This window comes from Sphaerotilus sp. (assembly GCF_034519685.1).
Classification (GTDB): domain Bacteria; phylum Pseudomonadota; class Gammaproteobacteria; order Burkholderiales; family Burkholderiaceae_C; genus Sphaerotilus.
Window position 1 is genome coordinate 1,493,134 of sequence record NZ_JAXHOF010000006.1, and the last position, 18,965, is coordinate 1,512,098.

An 18,965-nucleotide genomic window follows, 5' to 3' on the forward strand; every position below is an offset into this window, starting at 1 on the left:
GTGGATCAGACCGGCGTCACGCGGAAGAGCTGGTTCGTCTTCGCGCTGGAGCAGCTCTGCTGGGTGGCCTTGTTGCCCAGCAGCAGGTCCGGCGTCAGCTCGATGCACAGGTTGCTGGAGCGGTTGCGCAGCAGCGTGAAGCCGTTGCCCAGGTCTTCCAGACGCCAGTGCTGCAGCGTCAGGCCGTTGTGCCTGCCGCTGGTGATCTTCAGGCCGATCAGCTGGAGGGCCGAGCCCTGCAGCAGCGAGGCGTTGTGCTGCATCACCAGACGCATGCTGCCATCGGCTTCCGGAAGGATCTGGAAGCGCTGGTTGCTCGCGGTCGTGCAGCCCTTGCCCTGCAGGTCGGCCGTCAGCAGCGTCAGCAGCGAGGTGTTCGGCGCCAGGCATTTGCCGCCCGGGGTCTTGAGCTGCACGACCGGCTGACCGGAGTGGTGCGTGTTCAGGAAGTTCGCCGGCGTGGCCGACTTGCTGTAGCCCGAGGCGCCCACCGCGGGGATGGTCAGCATGCTGTCCACGGCCCGGCCGGTGCCGTCGTTGGTGACGGCGTTGGTCGAGCCGGCGTGGCCGTTGGGCACCAGGAGCTGCGGGTGGTCGAACGGCGCGGCGTGGAAGCGCACGCGGTCGTCGGTCAGCGCCTTCATGAACTCGACCAGCGCGGTCTTTTCATCCGTGCTCAGGCCCAGGGTCTTGATGTCGGCGTCCAGGTCGGCGAGGTTCTGTTCGTGGAAGTTGCCGCCACGGTTGTAGAACTCCACCACCTGGTGCAGCGTGGCCGATTCGCCGTTGTGGAAATACGGCCCGGTCAATTCGACATTGCGCAGCGTCGGGGTCTTGAACTGGCCATTGACAGCGATGCGCTCGGTGGGCGAGACGGTCAGGTTGGGGTTGATGCCGACCAGCTCCCGCACGCGGGTGTTGCTGATCTGCGCCAGGGCCGAGATCGCCAGCGGGTTGCCGAAGGGATCCTTGCCGCCGGCACCGAGGTCGTCCAGCGTGGGCCGCACGCCGATGTTGTAGAAGCCTTCGTCGTAGACCGCCACTGCGCCATTGCCCATCGGCATGCGCGCCATCGGGGTGGCGAGCATCTTGCGGACGCTGGCGTTGGTGAATTCCGCACCTCCGTGGCAGCTCGCACACTGGCCCTTGCCGAAGAACACGCCCATGCCCTGCTGCGCGCGGGTGGACATTGCATTGGAATTGCCGCCAAGGAAGCGGTCGAAGGGCGCGTCATCCGAGACCAGCGTGGCCTGGTAGAGCTGCAGCGCCAGCCCGAAGAACAGGCTGAAGTTCTGCTGCATCTGGGTGTACTGCGCAGCGGTCGGCGTGGACGTCATCGTCACCAGCGACTTGCTGCCGTCCGGGTTCACCTGGATCAGCTGGTCGCTGTTCCACCATTCGGGGCGGAAGGCCTTCTTCACCATCGCGGCGTAGTTGGCTTCGCTCAAGCCCAGGCCGGAGCTGTGGCGGCGCCCGGCCAGCACGCTGTCGGTGGAGCTGACCTGCTGGCCCTGCAGCGGGCGCAGGTAGAGCATCTTCTTGCCGACATCGGGGAAGGCGCGGCCGTGGGCGCTCATCTCGAAATCGCTGAGCGGCGGGCCGGAGGCCTGCGAGGCCAGGCTGGCGTTGTCGATGCGGACCTGGGTCGGCTGCATCGACCAGGTGGCGCCGTTCAGGATGTTCTTGTAGACCCGCGCATTCGGGTCGCGCAGGCCGAAGGGGTTGACCCCGTTGAAGACGAACTCAGCCCGACCGTCCCAGAAATTGCGGAAATTGAAGACGGCATTGATGACCGTCGGCGAGTTGCGCGGCTCGACGCGGCGCGTGTTGGCACCACTGGCGCGGAAGACCGGGTCGGCCAGCAGCTGGCGCTGCTCGGTGGTGGAGCCGTACCAGGTGGCGAAGGCGTCCTGGGTGTAGGTGCCATTGGTGAACGGCAGCATGTAGGCGCCCGGCAGCAGCGTGCCGATCACGCCGAGGAACTGCTCGTTGAACACGCCCTGCGACGAGGCCACGTCGTTGACCGAGCGCAGCACCGAGGAGTTGCGGTTGTTCGGATCCGCCAGCTTGTGGAAGGGGAAATCGTCGAGCTTGAACTGGTAGTTCACGCCACCGAGCTGGAAGGTGGTGTCCGGATTCGGTGAAGTCAGCGACGCCATCCGGTTCAGGCCGGGCGAGAGCTGGTTCTTGCTGCGGCTGTCGGCGCCGGCCTGGAAGTGGCACGAGGCGCAGGCGGTCTTGCCGTCGCTGCCGATCTGCATGTCCCAGAACAGCGCTTTGCCCAGCGCGATCGCCTCGCTCTTGTTGAGCACGAATTCGCCGAGATTGGACGGCTCGGGCCGCGGCACGCCCTTGAGCGACTGGGGCGTGGCGGGCGGCTCGACGGTGATCTGTGCCTGCGCGATGTCACCGAAGGCGAGGATGCTGCCGAGGGCGCTGGCGCCAAGGCCGATCTGGAGCAGGCGGGTTCGCCGGGCTGGCGGTCTGGGGGGCGTGGCGGGAGTCAAAGGCGGTCTCCTGAAAATAAACTAATAGTTACCAAGTGTAATTTGGCGCTAAAAATGTATCCAAGGAAGTTGACCAGAGACTGCGCCGAACCGCCTCCCGTGTTTGAACGGCACAACGGCCACCGAATGGGTGGCCGTTGTGCAGGCGGATCCCGCATCCCGCATCCCGCATCCGGGATCCGGGATCCGTTGGGGGACGTTCAGCGCTTGCTGAAGTTGTCGTTGGCGGCCAGCGGAGTGCAAGGCCACTGGATCATCGTGGTCCCGTCGGACTGGGACGCGCCGCTGACGTTCAGGCACTGGCCGCTGTGCTTGACCTTCAGCTCATTGCCCACCCAGTTGAAGACCTGGTTGTCGCCGCCGTGGCAGTTCCACAGCCACATCCGCGCACCTTGGGCATAGCTGATTTCGGAGACATCCAGGCACTTGCCCGAGTCGACGCTGCGCACCAGGAAGCCGCCGTTGGCGGGCACCTGCTCCCATTTCTGGTTGGCCTGACCGTTGCACGACCACTGGATGATCGGGGTGCCATCGCTGGTGCCACGACCGGAAACGTCCACGCACTTGCCCGAGTGGGCGGCCACCAGCTGGAAGCCGGTGTTGGTGGTGTGCAGGAAGTTCGGCAGCGGGGTGGCACGGCCGGCTGCGCCGACGGCGGGAATCTCGACCATCGAGTCCTTGGCCCGTCCGGCTTCGATCACCACGCCGTTCGAGGCCACGTCGTGGCCATTCGGGATGAACAGCTGCGGGTGGTCGAACGGCGCCTTGGCGTGACGCACGCGGTGGTCGGTCAACGCGAGCATGAAGTCGACCAGCGCCGTCTTCTCGGTTTCGGTCAACCCGAGCGGGGTGATGTCGGCGTCCAGGTCCGGCAGGTTCTGGTCATGGAAATTGCCGCCGCGGTTATAGAACTCCACCACCTGGTGCAGCGTGGCCGAATCGCCGTTGTGGAAATACGGCCCGGTCAGCTCCACATTGCGCAGCGTCGGGGTCTTGAACTGGCCGTTGACCGCGATGCGCTCGGTCGGCGAGACGGTCAGGTTCGGGTGGATGCCGACCAGCTCCTTCACGCGGGTGTTGCTGATCTGGGCCAGGGCCGACATCGCCAGCGGGTTGCCGAACGGATCCTTGGCGCCAGCGCCGAGGTCGTCCAGCGTAGGCCGCACGCCGATGTTGTAGAAGCCCTCGTCATAGACCGCCGTGGCGCCATTGCCCATGACCATGCGGGCCATCGGCGTGGCGAGCACCTTGCGCACGCTGGCGTTGGTGAACTCCGCACCGCCGTGGCAGTTGACGCAGCGGCCCTTGCCCATGAACAGCCCGAAGCCTTGCTGCGCCGAGGTGGACATGGCGGTGGTGGCGCCTGCCGCCCAGCGGTCGAAGGGCGCATCGTCCGAGACGAGCGTGGCCTGGTAGAGCTGCAGCGCCAGCCCGAAGAACAGGCTGAAGTTCTGCTGCATGTGGGTGTACTGGTTGGCGGCCGGCGAGGCGCTCATCGGCACCAGCGTCTTCGAGCCATCGGCGTTGACCTGCACGAGGCTGCTGCCGTTCCACCATTCCGGCCTGAAGGCCTTCTGGACCATCGAGGCGTAGTTGGGTTCGCTCAGACCCTTGCCACTGAGGTGGCGGCGCCACCCCAGCACGCTGTCGGTCAGATTGACCTGCTGGTGCTGCAGCGGGCGCAGATAGAGCATCTTGCGGCCGATGTCCGCGAAGTCGCGGCCTTCTGCGCTCATCTCGAAATGGCTGAGCGGCGGGCCGGAGGCTTGCGAGGCCAGGCTCGCGTTGTTCATGCGCACCTGCGTGGGCTGCATCGACCACTGGAGACCGGCCTGCACGTTGCGGTAGACGCGGGCATTCGGATCGCGCAGGCCAAAGGGGTTGACGCCGTTGAAGACGTGCTCGGCCCGGCCATCCCAGAAGTTGCGGAAGTTGAAGACCGCGTTGATGACGGTCGGGGTGTTGCGCGGCTCGACACGGCGGGTGTTGACGCCCGAGGCGGTGTAGAGCGGATCGGGGACCAGCGTGCGCTGCTCGGTCGTGCTGCTGTACCAGTTCGCATACGGGTCATGCAGGACGAGGCCGAAGAGCGGAAGCGCCATCGTCGGCAGGGGCTTCAGTGTCGTGCTGATGCCGGAGAAGCGCTCCAGGAACACACCTTGCGAGGCCGCGACATCGTTCACCGAGCGCACCAAGGACGAGTTGCGGTTGTTCGGGTCACTGAGCCGGTGCAGCGGGAAGTCGTGCAGCTTGAACTGGTAGTTCACGCCGCCGAGCTGGAAGGTGGTGTCCGGATTCGGCGACGTCAGCGACGCCATGCGGTTCAGGCCAGGCGAGAGCTGGTTCTTGCTGCGGCTGTCGGCGCCGGCCTGGAAGTGGCAGGAGGCGCAGGCGGTCTTGCCGTCGCTGCCAAGCTGCATGTCCCAGAACAGTGCCTTGCCCAGTGCGATGGCCTCGGTCTTGTTCTGCACGAACGTGCCGAGATTGGACGGTTCGGGCCGCGGCACGGTCTTGAGCGACCGAGGCGTCTCGATGGGCTCGGCCGTGACCTGCGCCTCGGCGATGCTGCCGATGGCCAGGATGCTGCCGAAGGCGGTGGCGCCAAGGCTGAACTGGAGCACGCGCAGTCGCCGAGAGGGCTTCGCATGGGATGTCCCCGGGCGGGGGAGTGGGCGGTGTGGATGTGGGGGGTGGCCAGTGGTCAACGGGAGTCTCCTCAGGTGACAAAGTATCTAAACGTAAATTTAGATACAAAAATGTACACATAAGAATGAACCCGGACTGAACAAGGCCCCCCGCATCCGGATGCGAAAACGGCCACCGAATGGGTGGCCGTTGCGGGGCGAGAGGGGAGTTTTGCAGCGTCAGTGCGCCGGTGGCTCCAGCGATGGATCGACGATCGGCCCGCGCCCGCTCCAGCGGTCCAGCGCCAGGTAGATCACCGGCGTGATGTAGAGCGTCACCGCCTGCGACAGCACCAGCCCGCCGACGACGGCCAGGCCGAGCGGCTGCCGCAGCTCGGCCCCCGCGCCCAGGCCGAGCGCGATCGGCAGTGCACCCATCAGCGCCGCCAGCGTCGTCATCATGATCGGCCGCAGCCGCAGCAGGCAGGCCGTGCGGATCGCCTCATGCGGCGCCATGCCCTGGTGGCGCTGCGCGTCGAGGGCGAAGTCGATCATCATGATCGCGTTCTTCTTGACGATGCCGATCAGCATCAGGATGCCGATGGTGGCGATCAGCGTCAGGTCCATGCCGAACCAGGTCAGCGTCGCCAGCGCCCCGACAGCGGCCGACGGCAGGCCGGCCAGGATGGTCAGCGGGTGGATGTAGCTCTCGTACAGCACCCCCAGCAGCAGGTAGATCACCAGGATCGCCAGGCCGAGCAGCACGAGCTGGCCGGACTGGGAGTCCTGGAACACCGCTGCGTCTCCCCCCCAGGTGCCGATGAGCGTCGGGGGCAGGCCGAGTTCGCGGGCGTGGGCTTCGAGCTTGGCGGTGGCCGTGCCGAGCGACACGTCGGGGGCGAGGTTGAAGCTCAGCGTGATGGCCTGCAGCTGGCCCTGGTGGTTGACCGCCGTGGGGCCAAGGGTGCGCTGGACGGTCGCGAACGCGCTCAGCGGCACCAGTGCGCCGGATTTCGACCGCAGCCAGACCTTGCCGAAGGCCTCTTCGAACTGCTTGTCCGACTCGGCCGCCTCCATCAGCACCGCGTAGGTGTTGCTCGGGTTGTAGATGGTCGAGACCTGCCGCTCCCCGAAGGTCGAGTAGAGCGCGCTGCGCAGATCGGTCATCGACACGCCGAGCAGGGCGGCCTTGTCGCGGTCGATGCTCAGGCTGGCCTGCAGGCCGCGCAACTGCGAGTCGCTGGTCACGTCGCGGAACAGCTCGGCGTCCTCGCGCAGCCGGCCCTGCAGCTTGCCGGCCCATTCGTTGAGCGCATCGGCGCTGACGCTCTGCAGCGTGTACTGGTAGCGGCTCTTGCTGGCCCGGCCACCGAGCTGCAGGTTCTGCACCGGGCGCATGAACACCTGCACGCCGGGCACGCCCCGTGTCTTCTTGCGCAGGGTCTCGACCACCTCCTTCATCGGCGGACGCTCGCTGCGCGGATGCAGGTTGAGGAACATCCGGCCGGTGTTCTGCGTGCCGGTCGGCCCACCGCCGCCGGTGAACGAGCTGACCGTGCGGACGGCCGGATCCTTCTGGAGGATGGTGGCCACCTGGGTCTGCAACTGGAGCATTGCCTCGAAGGAGATGTCCTCTGCGGCTTCGACCGTGACCTGGATCTGGCCGATGTCCTCCTCGGGGAAAAAGCCTTTCGGGATCTGCACGAACAGCCACGCGGTCAGCACGAAGCTGCCGATCGCCACCAGCCCGATGACCCAGCGATGGGCGAGCGCCCAGTCGAGCGTGCGGGTGTAGCCCCGCAGCAATGCGTTGAATCCACGCTCGAACCCGCGGCCCAGCGCGGTTTCCTCCTGCGGCGTGTGGTGGCGCAGGAAGCGGCTGCACAGCATCGGCACCAGCGTCAGCGACACCACCGCCGACACCAGGATCGCCAGGCCGACGACGATCGCGAACTCGTGGAACAGCAGCCCGATCACGCCCGGCATGAAGAAGATCGGGATCAGCACCGCCACCAGCGAGACCGAGATCGACAGGATCGTGAACGCCATCTCGCGCGCGCCCTTCAGGGCGGCCTCGAACGGAGCCATGCCGTCCTCGACGTGGCGCACGATGTTTTCCATCATCACGATCGCGTCGTCCACGACCAGGCCGACCGCCAGCGTGATGCCGAGCAGCGAGACGTTGTTCAGGCTGTAGCCCCCCGCGTACAGCAGGGACAGCGCCCCGATCAGCGACACCGGCAGCGACAGCGCCGGGATAAGGGTGGCCGACAGCCGGCGCAGGAACATGAAGATCACCAGCACGACCAGCACGACGGTGCCGGCCAGCGTCAGGTTCACGTCGTGCAGCGCCTCGCGGATCGACACCGAGCGGTCATTGGCTGGACTCATGCGGATCGAGGCGGGCAGTTGCGCCTCGAAGCGCGGCAGCATCGCCTTCACGCGGTCCACCACCTCGACCGTGTTGGCGTCCGGCTGGCGTTGCACGGCCAGCGTGATCGAGGGCTCGCCGTTGAAGCTGGCAAAGGTGCGGGCCGTCTCGACGCTGTCCTGCACGTCGGCCACGTCGCGCAGACGGATCGGGGCGCCGCCGCGGGTGGTCACGATCAGGTTGCCGAACTCGCGTGCGCTGGCGAGCTGGCGGTTGGCGACGATGGTGAGGGTCTGGCGCGGGCCGTCCAGCGTGCCGACGGGCGTGTTGGCGTTGGCGCTGCCGACGGCGGCGCGCAGCTCGTCCATCGTCAGCCCGCGGGCCGCCAGCGCATCGGGCCGGACGCGGATGCGCACCGCATAGCGCTTCTGGCCGAAGATCGACACCTGCGCGACGCCGTTGATCGTCGACAGGCTCGGCGCGATCAGGTTCTCGGCGAACTCGTTCAGCTCCGACATCGACATCGACGGCGAGGTCATCGCCAGCAGCAGCACCGGAGCGTCGGCCGGGTTGACCTTGCGGTACGACGGCGGCGCGGTCATCTCGGCCGGCAGCGTGCGCTGGGCGCGGAACAGCGCGGCCTGCACGTCCACCGCGGCCGCGTCGATGTTGCGCGCCGGCTCGAACTCCAGCGTCAGCGAGGAGCGCCCGAGCGTGTTGGTCGAGCTGATCGTGGCCAGCCCCGCGATGGTCGAGAACTGCTTTTCCAGCGGCAGCGCGACGGAGCTGGCCATCGTGTCGGGACTCGCGCCGGGCAGATCGGCCGAGACCTGGATCACCGGCGTGTTGTAGCTGGGCAGCGCGGCGACCGGGATCTTGTCCAGCGCCACCAGCCCGGCCAGCACGATCGCCAAGTTCAGCAGCACCGTCATCACCGGACGGCGGATGAACAGGTCGGTGAAGCTCATCGCGACGCTCCGCTGGCGGCGCCAGCCGCACTGGCCGCGCCGGCGGCACCGGAAGCCCGGTCACCGCCCTTGCCGGCGCGGGCGGCGGCCTCGCGCACGGGGGTGCCGGGGCGCAGGTTCTGCTTGCCTTCGACGATGACCTTCTCGCCCGCCGCGATGCCCTCGACCACCACCAGCTCACCCAGCGGCTGGCGGGTCTGCACGGGTTTCATCTGTGCCATGCCCTGCGCATCGACGACATAGACCGTGCGCTCGTTGCCCCGCACGATGAGGGCGGCCTGCGGGATGACGATGGCGTCCTTGACCGTGCGCAGTGTCAGCCGGGTCGTCACGTACTGGCCGGGCCAGAGCTGGCGGTCCGTGTTCGGCAGCTTGCCCTTGATGCGGATCGTTCCGGTGGTCGGGTCCACGCCGCTGTCGATGAAGCTGACATGGCCCGGCAGCGCCACCGCGGGCTGACCCCGCCGCTCGCCGGGCAGCTGCACCACCAGCGGCACGCCACCCTCCTTCGCCAGCTCCTTGTCCGCCTTGCGCAGGGGCCCGAGCTGTGCCTCCGGCAGCGTGAAGCTCACGCCGATCGGGTCCATCTGCGTCAGCGTCACCAGTGCGGCGCCGCCGGGCTGCACCAGGCTGCCCTTGACGACATTGATCGCGCCCGCCCGGCCGCTCATCGGCGCCTTGAGCACGCCGTTGCTGAGCGCGACCTCGGTGGACTGCACCGCCGCCACGCTGGCGCGCACGGCGGCGAGCTGGGCGTCGAGCTGCGTCTGCAGGCTGTCCACGGCGTTGCGGGCGATGAAGTTCTGCTCGAACAGCTCGCGCGCGCGGGCGAGCTGGCGTTCGATGTCGGCCTGGGTCGCCTTGTCCCGGGCGAGCTGGGCACGGGCTTTTTCCAGGTTGGCGCGCTCGGCCCGGTCATCGAGCTTGAACAGCAGGTCGCCGCGCCGGACCGGCTGGCCTTCGGTGACGGCCACCTCGGTCACGATGCCGGCGGTCTGGGGGCGGATCTCGACGCTGTCGAGGGCGATGACGCTGCCGGCCGCCTCGACCGAGACGGGCACATCCCGCTGCTGCGCGAGGGCGATGCCGACGGTCTGTGGTCCCGCCCGCGTGCCGCTGGCGGTTCCTGGTGCGCCGCTGGCTGCCGAGCCTGCGGGGGACGGAGTGCTGCCAGCGGCGGTGTCCGCAGCGGGTGTGCGCTGCAACCACCAATAGCTGGTACCGGCTGCGCCAGCAACGATCAGGAGAGCAGCGAGGGTACTTGTCTTCATGTGTGCGGATCCAGCCTGGGAGCGGTCTGCAATCTAGCACCGCAACGTTAAGTTTGTGTCAATGTTTCCACGGAGCGCCGAGCCGGTCCGGCGGCGACCTTGCGCTCAAGCATGCCCGCCTTTTGCCGATAGGGCCATGTAGCCACCGGCGGAGACCTCCATGACCCAGTCCCAAATTTCCTGGCTTGCCCGCACCTTCGCCGGCGACGAGCTGTCCTGTCTGGAGGCCGAGGTCGAGGTGCAGGTCCGCGCGCGGGCCGAGGCCGAACAGGCCGCAGCCGACCTCACACGGCGCCTGACCGAGGCCGAGACGGTCCGGCAGCACTACCTGGGCACGCTGGCGGCGATCGACGCCGTGTCGGCCTACATCGAATTCGATCCGCAGGGCCATGTGACCTCGGCCAACCAGATCTTCCTCGGCCTGATGGGCTACCGCATCGAGGAGATCGTCGGCAAGCACCACCGTATGTTCATGGATCCGGCGCAGGCCTGCCTGCCGGCCTACGCCGACTTCTGGCGTGACCTCGGCCAGGGGCGCCCGCAGAACGATGTGTTCATGCGGGTCAACCGGAGTGGGCAGCCCGTGTGGATCCGCGGCATCTACGCCCCGATCCGCGACGAGACCGGCCGTGTCACCAAGGTGGTCAAGATCGCCTCCGACGTCACGGCGGAGGTGAGCATGACCCGCATGCTCAGCCAGTCGGTCGACCAGGCGCAGGCGGTGACGGTGGCCGCCATGCGGGGGGACTTGTCGCAGCGCGTTCCGCTGGAGGGCAAGAGCGGCTCGGTCAAGGTGCTGTGCGAAGGGGTCAATGCCCTGGTGGAGACGACCGCGACGATCTTCGGCGACATCGGTCGGTTGATGGCGGCGTTGTCCAGCGGTGACCTGTCGCAGCGCATCGAGCGCCCCTACGAAGGCACGTTCGCCCAGGTCCGCAACGATGCCAACTCCGCCAGCGACAAGCTGGCCAGCCTCATCGAGGATGTCGGACGGGTCTTTTCCGGTCTGGCCGAAGGGGATCTCACCCAGCGCATCACGCGTGAGGCCGACGGCGTCTTCAACCAGGTCAAGCAGGACGCCAACACCAGTGCCGAGAAGCTGGCCATGGTGATCGAGGAGGTGCGGGCCGCCGCCAATGCCCTGACCGGCGCGGCAGGGCAGGTGAGCGCCACGGCGCAGTCGCTGTCGCAGTCGGCCAGCGAACAGGCCAGCTCGGTGACGCAGACGACCGCCTCCATCGACGTGATGTCGGTCTCCATCGGCCAGAACAGCGACAACGCCCGGGTGACCGATGTCATGGCCTCCAAGGCCAGCAAGGAGGCCAGCGAAGGCGGCGCGGCCGTGACGCAGACCGTGATGGCCATGAAACAGATCGCCCAGAAGATCGGCATCATCGACGACATCGCCTACCAGACCAATCTGCTGGCGCTCAATGCCGCCATCGAGGCGGCCCGGGCCGGCGAGCATGGCAAGGGCTTCGCGGTGGTGGCCGATGAGGTGCGCAAGCTGGCCGAGCGCAGCCAGGAGGCGGCCAAGGAAATCGGCAACCTCGCCAGCGACAGCGTCTCCACGGCCGAGCGCGCAGGACGGCTGCTGGACGAGATCGTGCCGTCCATCCGCAAGACCTCCGATCTCGTGCAGGAGATCGCCGCCGCCTCGCAGGAGCAGAGCCAGTCGGTCAACCAGATCAGCAGTGCCATGGGGCAGCTCAGCAACGCCACGCAGCTGAACGCCTCGGCGTCCGAGGAACTGGCTGCCACCTCGGAGGAGCTGTCCGGCCAGGCCGAGCAGCTGCTGGAGTCGGTGGCGTTCTTCAGCCTGGACACGGGCTACGCGGCGCCGGCGCCGGTGCGCGGGCGCGTCGGGTTGCCGCCCGCCATGCCAGACCGCCGGGCCCCTGGCTCGCCGATGCGCACGCCCGTCCGTTCGTCGGGATCGGCCGCCGCATCGCCCTTGCCCGCGGCGATGGGCGGAGGCACCCGTGGCAATTTCCGCCCCTACTGATCCGAGGAGCTGCAGATGAACCCACAGACCACGGCCAGCAGCGTCACCCCGGCATCCGCCCAGTACCTCACCTTCTGGCTGGGCGAGGAGGTGCTGGGCATGGACATCCGGACAGTGCGCGAGATCATCCAGTGCGGTCCGATGGCCACCGTGCCGCTGATGCCGAAATTCCTGCGCGGGGTCATCAACCTGCGCGGCGCGGTGCTGCCGGTGATCGACCTCAATGCCCGCTTCGGCCGGCCGGTCACCCGGATCGGCAAGAAGAGCTGCATCGTCATCTTCGATGCGGTGCGCTCGGGGGAGCGCGCGGAGCTGGGGCTGCTCGTCGACGCGGTGAGCGAAGTCCTGAAGATCAGCGCCGAGCACATCGAACCGCCACCGGACTTCGGCACCACAGTGCGCCGGGATTTCATCTGCGGCATCGCCAAGCTGGGGCCGCGCTTTGTCTTCCTGCTCGATCCCGACCGTGCGCTGGATGTGCAGGAAATGGCCAGCCTGTGCGAGGCTGCCCAGGAGGTCGGGGTGGCCGCGCCGGCCTGGTGAACCGTGCGACAGAGAGTTCGAGCCTCATGCCGACCCCCATCCAGGAACTGAGCGACACCACCTACCGCCAGATCGCTGCCCTGATGCAGGCGAGCATCGGCCTGTCGCTGAACGACAGCAAGAAGGCCCTGGTCAGCGCCCGCCTGTCGCCCCGCATGCACCACCTCGCGCTGGACAGTTTCGAGGCCTACCTGCAGCGCATCACCGCAGAGGCGGATGTGGGCGAGTTCCAGGTCGCCGTGGACCTGCTCACCACCAATGAAACCTATTTCTTCCGCGAACCGCAGCATTTCGATCTGCTGGAGCAGACGCTGAGCCGACAGCGGCCAGCGTCGCTGGCGGTCTGGAGCGCGGCTTCGTCCTTTGGAGACGAGGCCTACAGCATCGCCATGCTGTTGTCGGATCTGCAGCAGCAGGGGCTGCTGGGCGGTGGCTGGTCGGTCCTGGGCACCGACATCAGCGACCGCGTGCTGCGCAGCGCCCGGCAGGCGGTCTACCCGCAGGCGCGGCTGCGCTGCGTGTCGCCGCAGCGCCTCAGGCGCTACTGCCTGCGCGGCGAGGGCGAGGCCGAGGGGCTGGTGCAGATCCAGGAGCGGCTGACCGAGCGGGTGCAGTTCGGCCAGCTCAATCTGTGCCGGCCCATCGAGCCGCTGGGGCCGTTCGATGTCGTGTTCCTGCGCAATGTGCTGATCTATTTCGATCAGGACACCAAGCGTGCCGTGGTGGAGCGTGTGCTGGCGCGCTTGCGCCCGGGCGGCTTGTTCTTCATCGGGACCGCCGAATGCCGGGTGCCGTCCGGGACCGAGCTGCAGCCGCTGGCCCCCGGCGTGTTCCGCAAGCCCGTTTCCTCATCGAGGTGAAGGTGCCGCGTGTGGTGACACTCCACCCGGGCGATGTCGCGCTGGGGTTGCGCGGCGACCGTCTGGAGACGCTGCTGGGCTCCTGCGTGGCCATCGTGCTCACCGATCCGCGCCGTACGGTCGGCGCCATGTGCCACTTTGTCTACACGCGGACCTCCACCCAGCGCTCGGCTGTCCCGACTGCGCAGGCGGACCAGGCGCTGCAGTCCATGGCGCGGCTGCTGCAGGACCGGGGCATTCGGATGCTGCAGTGCGAAGCCTTTGTGGTGGGTGGCGGGAACATGTTCCCAGGGATCGTGTCCGGCCTCAGCGTCGGTGATCACAACGCACGTTGGGCGCTCGGCACACTGGCTGCGCAGGGCGTGCGGGTGGTGTCGGCTGATCTCGGTGGAACCGTGTACCGCCGCTTGCGCTGGACCGTCGGTCCGCAGGCGCCGCAGATCGAGGCGGTGCCGCTGTGAGTCCATCCTCCGCCATCCGGCTGTTCGTGGTCGACCACTCGGCCGTCGTGCGCCAGTCCCTGCAGCAGATGCTGCGCGACAACCCCGACATCGCGCTGGTGGGCAGCGCGCCCACGCCGCAGACCGCGCTGCCTGCGGTGCGCAGGAACCCGCCGGATGTGCTGCTGCTCGACCTCGACATTCCTGCGGTGGATGTGCCCGCTTTCCTGCGCTTGCTGCGGGGCGAGATGCCGATCCCGACGGTCCTGTGGACGGGTCTGGGGGAGGAGCGCAGCCCGGCGGCGCTGGCGGCGCTGGCCGCGGGCGGCGTTGCGGTGCTGGGGCGACCGCGCCAGGGCCTGCAGCAGTTTCTGCTGTTGTCCACCCACACGCTCGTGCAGACCCTGAAACAGGCTGCCCGTTTGCGCCCGCGCCCGGTGGAGCGCGTGACCGGGCCGGCGGGCGCAGACCGGCCCGTCCTGATCGGTGCCTCCACCGGGGGGACGCAGGCGATCGAGGCGGTGCTGCGGAGCTTGCCAGAGGACAGTCCGGGCATCGTCATCGTGCAGCACATGCCGGAGAAGTTCACGGCCATGTATGCGCAGCGCCTTGACAGCGCCTGTGCCGTGCGTGTGCGCGAAGCCCGCAACGGTGACCGGGTGGAGCGAGGACTCGCCCTGATCGCGCCCGGTGGACGGCACCTGCAGCTGCGCAGATCGGGCGGACAGTACTTCGCTGTGGTGAGCGACGGACCGCCAGTGAACCGCCACAAGCCATCGGTCGATGTGCTGTTCCAGTCTGTGGCCGACTGTGCCGGGGCGCAGGCACTGGCCATCCTCCTCACCGGAATGGGCAATGACGGTGCGCGGGGCATGAAGCAGCTGCATGACCAGGGCATCCGCACGGTGGCGCAGGACGAGCCGAGCTGCGCCGTCTTCGGCATGCCGATGGAGGCCATCCGGTTGAACGGTGTCGACGAGGTGCTGCCGCTGTCGCAGGTGGCTGCGGCGATTGCGCGGTTCGACCGTGGCGGCGTGGCGGACTGACCGCGAGGGTCTCCGTTCGGCTGGTGCAGGACCAGTTAGCCGCGGACGAACTCCGGAGCCATCGGGGCCCGCCGCCGACCACCGCCGCCGACACTGCGTGCCGTGTGGTTGACGACCACCCGCAGCTGCTGGACCAGCACACGCAGCGCTTCGGGGCGGATACGCGCCGCACTGTCGTGGACAGCCGGCTCACCCTGCAAGGCGACCGGGCCACCTTGCTGCACCGTGTCGGTGATGCAGGCGCCGAAGTCCTGCAGCGCCCGGGCGAGCACGGTTTCCGGCCCGGGTTGCAGCCCGAGCGAGTCCAGTGCCACCTCGGGCGGTAGCGCCAGCAGGCGCCCGAGGTACAGATTCCCGGTCATGCCGTAGCGCCACCCGCCGCCATCGTCGGCAGAGACGGCAGGCCAGATCCAGGCTTTTCCCTCCGGTCCGAGCCGGTTGAGCGCCTGCGGCGGCACCGCCAGCGCGAGTACATGGGCGAAACCATGCTCCAGCTCGCCCTGGCGGATCAGGCCGCCCAGCGCCGAGCCACCGCTGGCCCGAATCCCCTGCCAGGTGCTTCCCATGCCGGGGCCGGTCAGCGCATTGACGGCGATTGCCTCTGCCACGATCCGGTCCGGTCCCACCCGCTCGGCCCGCCACAGCTCGACCACGCTGCGCCGAGGCACGTCGATCAGCAGCAGCGAGCCATCGGCCATCGGGCCTGGCCAGGCCTGAGGCGGCACACGCTGCACCCGTACAGGACGGCTCTGGCCGAGCAGGTGCAGCGCCACGGTTGGATCATCGGCCTGGGCGATGAAGACCGGGTGGCTCCACTGCCGCGTGTTGATCCGGGCGCCGGCGGTCGGGTCGAAGCCGGGGCTGCGGATCGCTGCGTAGCGGGCGCCATCGCCAAGCGGTGTATTCCACAGACTATCCGAGGCGAACGGCCACAGCGCCGGGTCACGGGGTGGGCGGGTGTCGTCTGGCAGGCCGGGTGCATGGCCACAGCCGGCGCCCGCGCCCAGCAGCGCCACACCGGATGCCGATGCCAGCCAGCGGCGGCGGTTCATGGCGTCTGCACCGCCTGCAACACGGCGAACGAGCGTGCTCGCAGCGTCACCGAGGCCCGGCCTTGCGTGTCGAGCGTCACGTCCTCGGCGCCCGCGGGCCAGTGTCGGCGCAGCACCATCCCGGCCGGCAGGTCGGCGATGTCGAGTGTCGCAGCCCGGTCGCCGTAGTTGAAGCCGACCCAGACCGTGTCGGTGCCAGCCGCGGTGGTCAGCACGCGGCGGAACTGCATCCGCGTGTCCTGCGCCAGCGCGCCGCCGTACTGGCCCAGCGTCAGCGCGGGCAGCGACTGGCGCAGCGCGATCACGTCGCGGTAGAACGAGCGCAGCGAGGCCGGGTCGTTGCGCTGCGCCGCCATGTTCGCGCTGGCGACGTTGGCCGACAGTGCGCGGAAAGGGCGCCCGGTGGTGAAGCCAGCGTTGGCGGTGCTGCCGGTCCAGCTCATCGGCGTGCGCATTCGGGGGTCGCCACTCAGGCCGCTGGCGCCGGCCATGCCGATCTCCTCGCCGTAGTAGACAAACGCGGTGGGCGACGACAGCAGGTAGGTCGCCGCTGCGAGCCGCAGCCGGGTGCCGTCGCCGCCGAGCTGGTCCCACAGCCGCTCGCCTGCGAAGCCGTCGTGGTTGGACGCGAAGCCGGCCAGCGTGTCGGAGGCGGTGCTGCGGTAGGCCGCGACGCGGGCGATGGCGGCCGTGTCGCCTTTGGCGGCCGACACGATGTCGTATTGCTGCCCGAACGCAAACGCGCTGCCACAGGAGTCGTCCTCGGCGTAGCGGTGCGGCTGGCCCGGCGCTTCGCAGACGAGGTAACGCCGTGCATAGCCGGTGAGCACGCCCTGGACTGCGGCCATCAGCGCATGGTTCTCCGGCTGGTTTTCCCAGGCGGCGGGGCCGTTTTCGACGAGGTTGCCGACCGCATCGAAGCGGAAGCCGTCCACGCCGCGGTTGAGCCAGAAGCGCAGGTTGTCGCGGTGCCACTCGGCGACGCGGGCGTTCTTCAGGTTGAAGTCCGGCATCTGGCTCCAGAAGCCGCCGAAGTAGTGGCCGACGCCGCTGCTACCGTTGCTGCCGGCGCCGTGCCACGGGTTGTTGCCGTAGATGTTCCAGCCCGAGGGGGTCGAGTTCTGCCAGACATACCAGTCGCGCCACGGGTTGTCCGCCGCGCTGCGTGCGTTGGCGAACAGCGGGTGGGCGGCGGCGCTGTGGTTCATCACGTAGTCGAGGACCACGCCGATGCCGCGGGCGTGGGCTTTGCGCAGCAGTTCGTCGAGGTCGGCGAGCGTGCCGTATTCGGGGGCAATGGCGCGGTAATCGGTGACGGCGTAACCGTGGTCGCGGTCCTGGCTCGGGTGGATCGGCATCAGCCACAGGCCCGTGATGCCGAGTTCCTTCAGGTCATCGAGCCGCGAGGTCAGGCCCTTCAGGTCGCCGATCCCGTCGCCATCGCTGTCCTGGTAGGCGCGGACGAAGATTTCCATGAAGACGCCGCGCTGCCAGTTCGCGGGCAGTGCGCTGCCGGGATCGGATGCGGCGACGGCGCTGACGCTGGTGGCATCGAGAGTCGGCGGGGCGGCAGGCGTGTCGCTGCCACCACCGCCGCCGCAGCCAGCGAGCAGCGCGAGGGTCAGCGACAGCAGCGCAGCGCGGGCGTTGTGCCCCTTATTTCGCGGCATTGACGGCATACACGGCGAACGATTGCGGCGCGAGCTTCACGCGCGCCTGGCCCTGCGCATTGCTGCGCGTGGCGCGACCGGCTGCCGGCCACAGCGGGCGCAGCGCCTGCTTCGCGGGCAGGCCAGCGACGGTCGTGGCAGCGGGCTGCACGCCGTAGTTCAGCACGACGACCGTGCGTTCGCCCTCGTGGACACGCTGGAAACTGATGACCCAGCCGGTCGATTTCGGCGCTTCGTAGCGGCCTTTCTGCAGCGACGGCCGGCTGTTGCGCAGCGCGATCAGCGACTTGTAGAACGACAGGATCGAGTTCGGGTCGCCGACCTGGGCCGCGACGTTGTGCGTCGCCACGTTCGCCGACAGTGCGCGGAAGGGCTCAGCGGTCGTGAAGCCGCCGGTCTGCGGGTCGGCGGTCCAGCTCATCGGCGTGCGCAGCTTGTGGTCGCCGCTCAGGCCCTTGCCGCCGGCCAGGCCGATCTCCTCGCCGTAGTAGAGGAAGGGCGTGCCGTGCTGCAGCAGGTAGGTCGCGGCCACGAGGCGGTAGGCCTTGTCGTCGCCACGCATGCGGTCCCACAGCCGGGCGCCGGCGAAGCCGTCGTGGTTCGAGGCGAAGGTGGCCATCGTCGCCGGGGCGGTCTCGAAGTAGCTGGCGACCTGCTCCAGCATCGCCGGGCTGCCGAGCGCTCCGCCGACGAGCTTGTGCTGGTGCCCGAAGGCGAAGGAGCAGCCGCAGGAATCCTCCTTGCCGAAGGCCAGCGGATCGCCCGGCGCCTCGCAGACCATGTAGCGGTTGGCATAGCGGCCCACCAGTTGGCGCACGCCATTCATGATGACGTGGTTCTCGGGCTGGCCTTCCCAGGCGAGCGGGCCGTGTTCAACGAGGTTGCCGACCGCGTCGAAGCGGAAGCCGTCCACGCCGCGGTTGAGCCAGAAGCGCAGGTTGTCGTGGTGCCAGTCGAGCACCTTCGGGTTCTTCAGGTTGAAGTCCGGCATCTCGCTGTAGAAGCCGGCGAAGTACCAGCCGTGGTCGCTCTCGTACCAGGGCGTGTTGCCGTAGATGTGCCAGCCTTCCGGCTTGTCCTTCTCCCACACGTACCAGTCGCGCCACGGGCTCTTCGGCGACGACTCGGCGTGGCGGAACAGCGGGTGGTCGGCGGCGCTGTGGTTGATGACGTAGTCGATGATCACGCCGATGCCGCGCGCATGGGCCTGTTTCAGCAGCTCGTCGAAGTCGGCCAGTGTGCCGTAGTCCTGTTCGATGTCGCGGTAGTCGCTGACGGAGTAGCCGTGGTCGTGGTCTTGGCTGCGCATCACCGGCATCAGCCAGATCCCGCGGATGCCCAGCGACTGCAGGTGGTCCAGCCGCGCGATCAGGCCACGCAGGTCGCCGACGCCGTCGCCGTTGCTGTCCTGGTAGCCGCGGACGTAGATCTCCATGAAGGGGCCGTGCCGCCAGTCCGGCGAGAGCGTGCTGCCCGGGTCGGCTGCGGCGATGGGGGCGGTGTCGGTCGGCAGCGGGGGCGCTGCCTCGACGGCGCTGACCGCGTGGAGGGCCAGGCTGGTGCTGATGAGCAGGCGGGTCGAGAGGCGGCGCAAGGTCATGGCGGGCT

Annotated in this window: 12 protein-coding genes; 5 read left to right on the top strand and 7 right to left on the bottom strand. The window is 68.4% G+C overall.

Features of this window, described 5'->3' with window-relative positions:
- Nucleotides 1-5: 5 nt before the first annotated feature.
- The 4 genes from U5O44_RS17895 to U5O44_RS17910 form a co-directional block, all read right to left on the bottom strand.
- Nucleotides 6-2,507 carry a cytochrome c peroxidase gene (locus U5O44_RS17895; protein ID WP_322589755.1) on the bottom strand — a complete coding sequence of 834 codons (2,502 nt, stop codon included), beginning with the start codon at nt 2,505-2,507 and terminating at the stop codon, nt 6-8.
- Nucleotides 2,508-2,707: 200 nt separating this feature from the next.
- Nucleotides 2,708-5,128, bottom strand: a complete 2,421-nt coding sequence (locus tag U5O44_RS17900; protein WP_322589756.1) for an RICIN domain-containing protein — start codon at nt 5,126-5,128, stop codon at nt 2,708-2,710.
- A gap of 243 nt (nt 5,129-5,371) precedes the next feature.
- The gene (locus U5O44_RS17905; RefSeq protein ID WP_322589757.1) at nt 5,372-8,470 is read right to left on the bottom strand and encodes an efflux RND transporter permease subunit; all 3,099 of its coding nucleotides are present in this window, start codon (nt 8,468-8,470) and stop codon (nt 5,372-5,374) included.
- Nucleotides 8,467-9,741, bottom strand: a complete 1,275-nt coding sequence (locus tag U5O44_RS17910) for an efflux RND transporter periplasmic adaptor subunit (RefSeq protein ID WP_322589758.1) — start codon at nt 9,739-9,741, stop codon at nt 8,467-8,469. Before U5O44_RS17910 ends, U5O44_RS17905 begins: the two co-directional genes overlap by 4 nt.
- 160 nt (nt 9,742-9,901) lie before the next feature.
- Here U5O44_RS17910 and U5O44_RS17915 point away from each other — a divergent pair, with 160 nt between their 5' ends.
- Genes U5O44_RS17915 through cheB form a run of 5 tightly spaced genes read left to right on the top strand, consistent with a single transcriptional unit; the run spans nt 9,902 to nt 14,635 of the window.
- Nucleotides 9,902-11,746, top strand: a complete 1,845-nt coding sequence (locus U5O44_RS17915; RefSeq protein WP_322589759.1) for a methyl-accepting chemotaxis protein — start codon at nt 9,902-9,904, stop codon at nt 11,744-11,746.
- 15 nt (nt 11,747-11,761) lie between these two features.
- A complete protein-coding gene (locus tag U5O44_RS17920; RefSeq protein ID WP_322589760.1) occupies nt 11,762-12,289 on the top strand; it encodes a chemotaxis protein CheW in 528 nt (175 codons plus the stop codon).
- Nucleotides 12,290-12,315: 26 nt separating this feature from the next.
- On the top strand, nt 12,316-13,149 hold the full coding sequence (locus tag U5O44_RS17925) for a CheR family methyltransferase (protein ID WP_322589761.1): 834 nt from the start codon (nt 12,316-12,318) through the stop codon (nt 13,147-13,149).
- A gap of 14 nt (nt 13,150-13,163) precedes the next feature.
- On the top strand, nt 13,164-13,610 hold the full coding sequence (locus U5O44_RS17930; protein WP_322589762.1) for a chemotaxis protein CheD: 447 nt from the start codon (nt 13,164-13,166) through the stop codon (nt 13,608-13,610).
- On the top strand, nt 13,607-14,635 hold the full coding sequence (cheB, locus tag U5O44_RS17935; RefSeq protein WP_322589763.1) for a chemotaxis-specific protein-glutamate methyltransferase CheB: 1,029 nt from the start codon (nt 13,607-13,609) through the stop codon (nt 14,633-14,635). Before U5O44_RS17930 ends, cheB begins: the two co-directional genes overlap by 4 nt.
- Nucleotides 14,636-14,670: 35 nt before the next feature.
- On the opposite strand, the gene U5O44_RS17940 is transcribed toward cheB, so the two are convergent.
- The 3 genes from U5O44_RS17940 to U5O44_RS17950 are packed head-to-tail and all read right to left on the bottom strand — an operon-like array spanning nt 14,671 to nt 18,957.
- Nucleotides 14,671-15,687, bottom strand: a complete 1,017-nt coding sequence (locus U5O44_RS17940; protein WP_322589764.1) for a hypothetical protein — start codon at nt 15,685-15,687, stop codon at nt 14,671-14,673.
- A complete protein-coding gene (locus U5O44_RS17945) occupies nt 15,684-17,357 on the bottom strand; it encodes an alpha-amylase family glycosyl hydrolase (RefSeq protein WP_322589765.1) in 1,674 nt (557 codons plus the stop codon). Before U5O44_RS17945 ends, U5O44_RS17940 begins: the two co-directional genes overlap by 4 nt.
- Nucleotides 17,344-18,957 (bottom strand): alpha-amylase family glycosyl hydrolase, encoded by a 1,614-nt coding sequence (locus tag U5O44_RS17950; RefSeq protein WP_322589766.1) that lies wholly within the window; start codon nt 18,955-18,957, stop codon nt 17,344-17,346. Before U5O44_RS17950 ends, U5O44_RS17945 begins: the two co-directional genes overlap by 14 nt.
- Nucleotides 18,958-18,965: the final 8 nt, after the last annotated feature.

Coding starts and splice junctions, on each gene's coding strand:
- U5O44_RS17910 (WP_322589758.1), bottom strand. CDS start 9,741: ATGAAGACAAGTACCCTCGCTGCTCTCCTGATCGTTGCTGGCGCAGCC.
- U5O44_RS17945 (WP_322589765.1), bottom strand. CDS start 17,357: ATGCCGCGAAATAAGGGGCACAACGCCCGCGCTGCGCTGCTGTCGCTG.
- U5O44_RS17920 (WP_322589760.1), top strand. CDS start 11,762: ATGAACCCACAGACCACGGCCAGCAGCGTCACCCCGGCATCCGCCCAG.
- U5O44_RS17940 (WP_322589764.1), bottom strand. CDS start 15,687: ATGAACCGCCGCCGCTGGCTGGCATCGGCATCCGGTGTGGCGCTGCTG.
- U5O44_RS17915 (WP_322589759.1), top strand. CDS start 9,902: ATGACCCAGTCCCAAATTTCCTGGCTTGCCCGCACCTTCGCCGGCGAC.
- U5O44_RS17905 (WP_322589757.1), bottom strand. CDS start 8,470: ATGAGCTTCACCGACCTGTTCATCCGCCGTCCGGTGATGACGGTGCTG.
- U5O44_RS17925 (WP_322589761.1), top strand. CDS start 12,316: ATGCCGACCCCCATCCAGGAACTGAGCGACACCACCTACCGCCAGATC.
- U5O44_RS17950 (WP_322589766.1), bottom strand. CDS start 18,957: ATGACCTTGCGCCGCCTCTCGACCCGCCTGCTCATCAGCACCAGCCTG.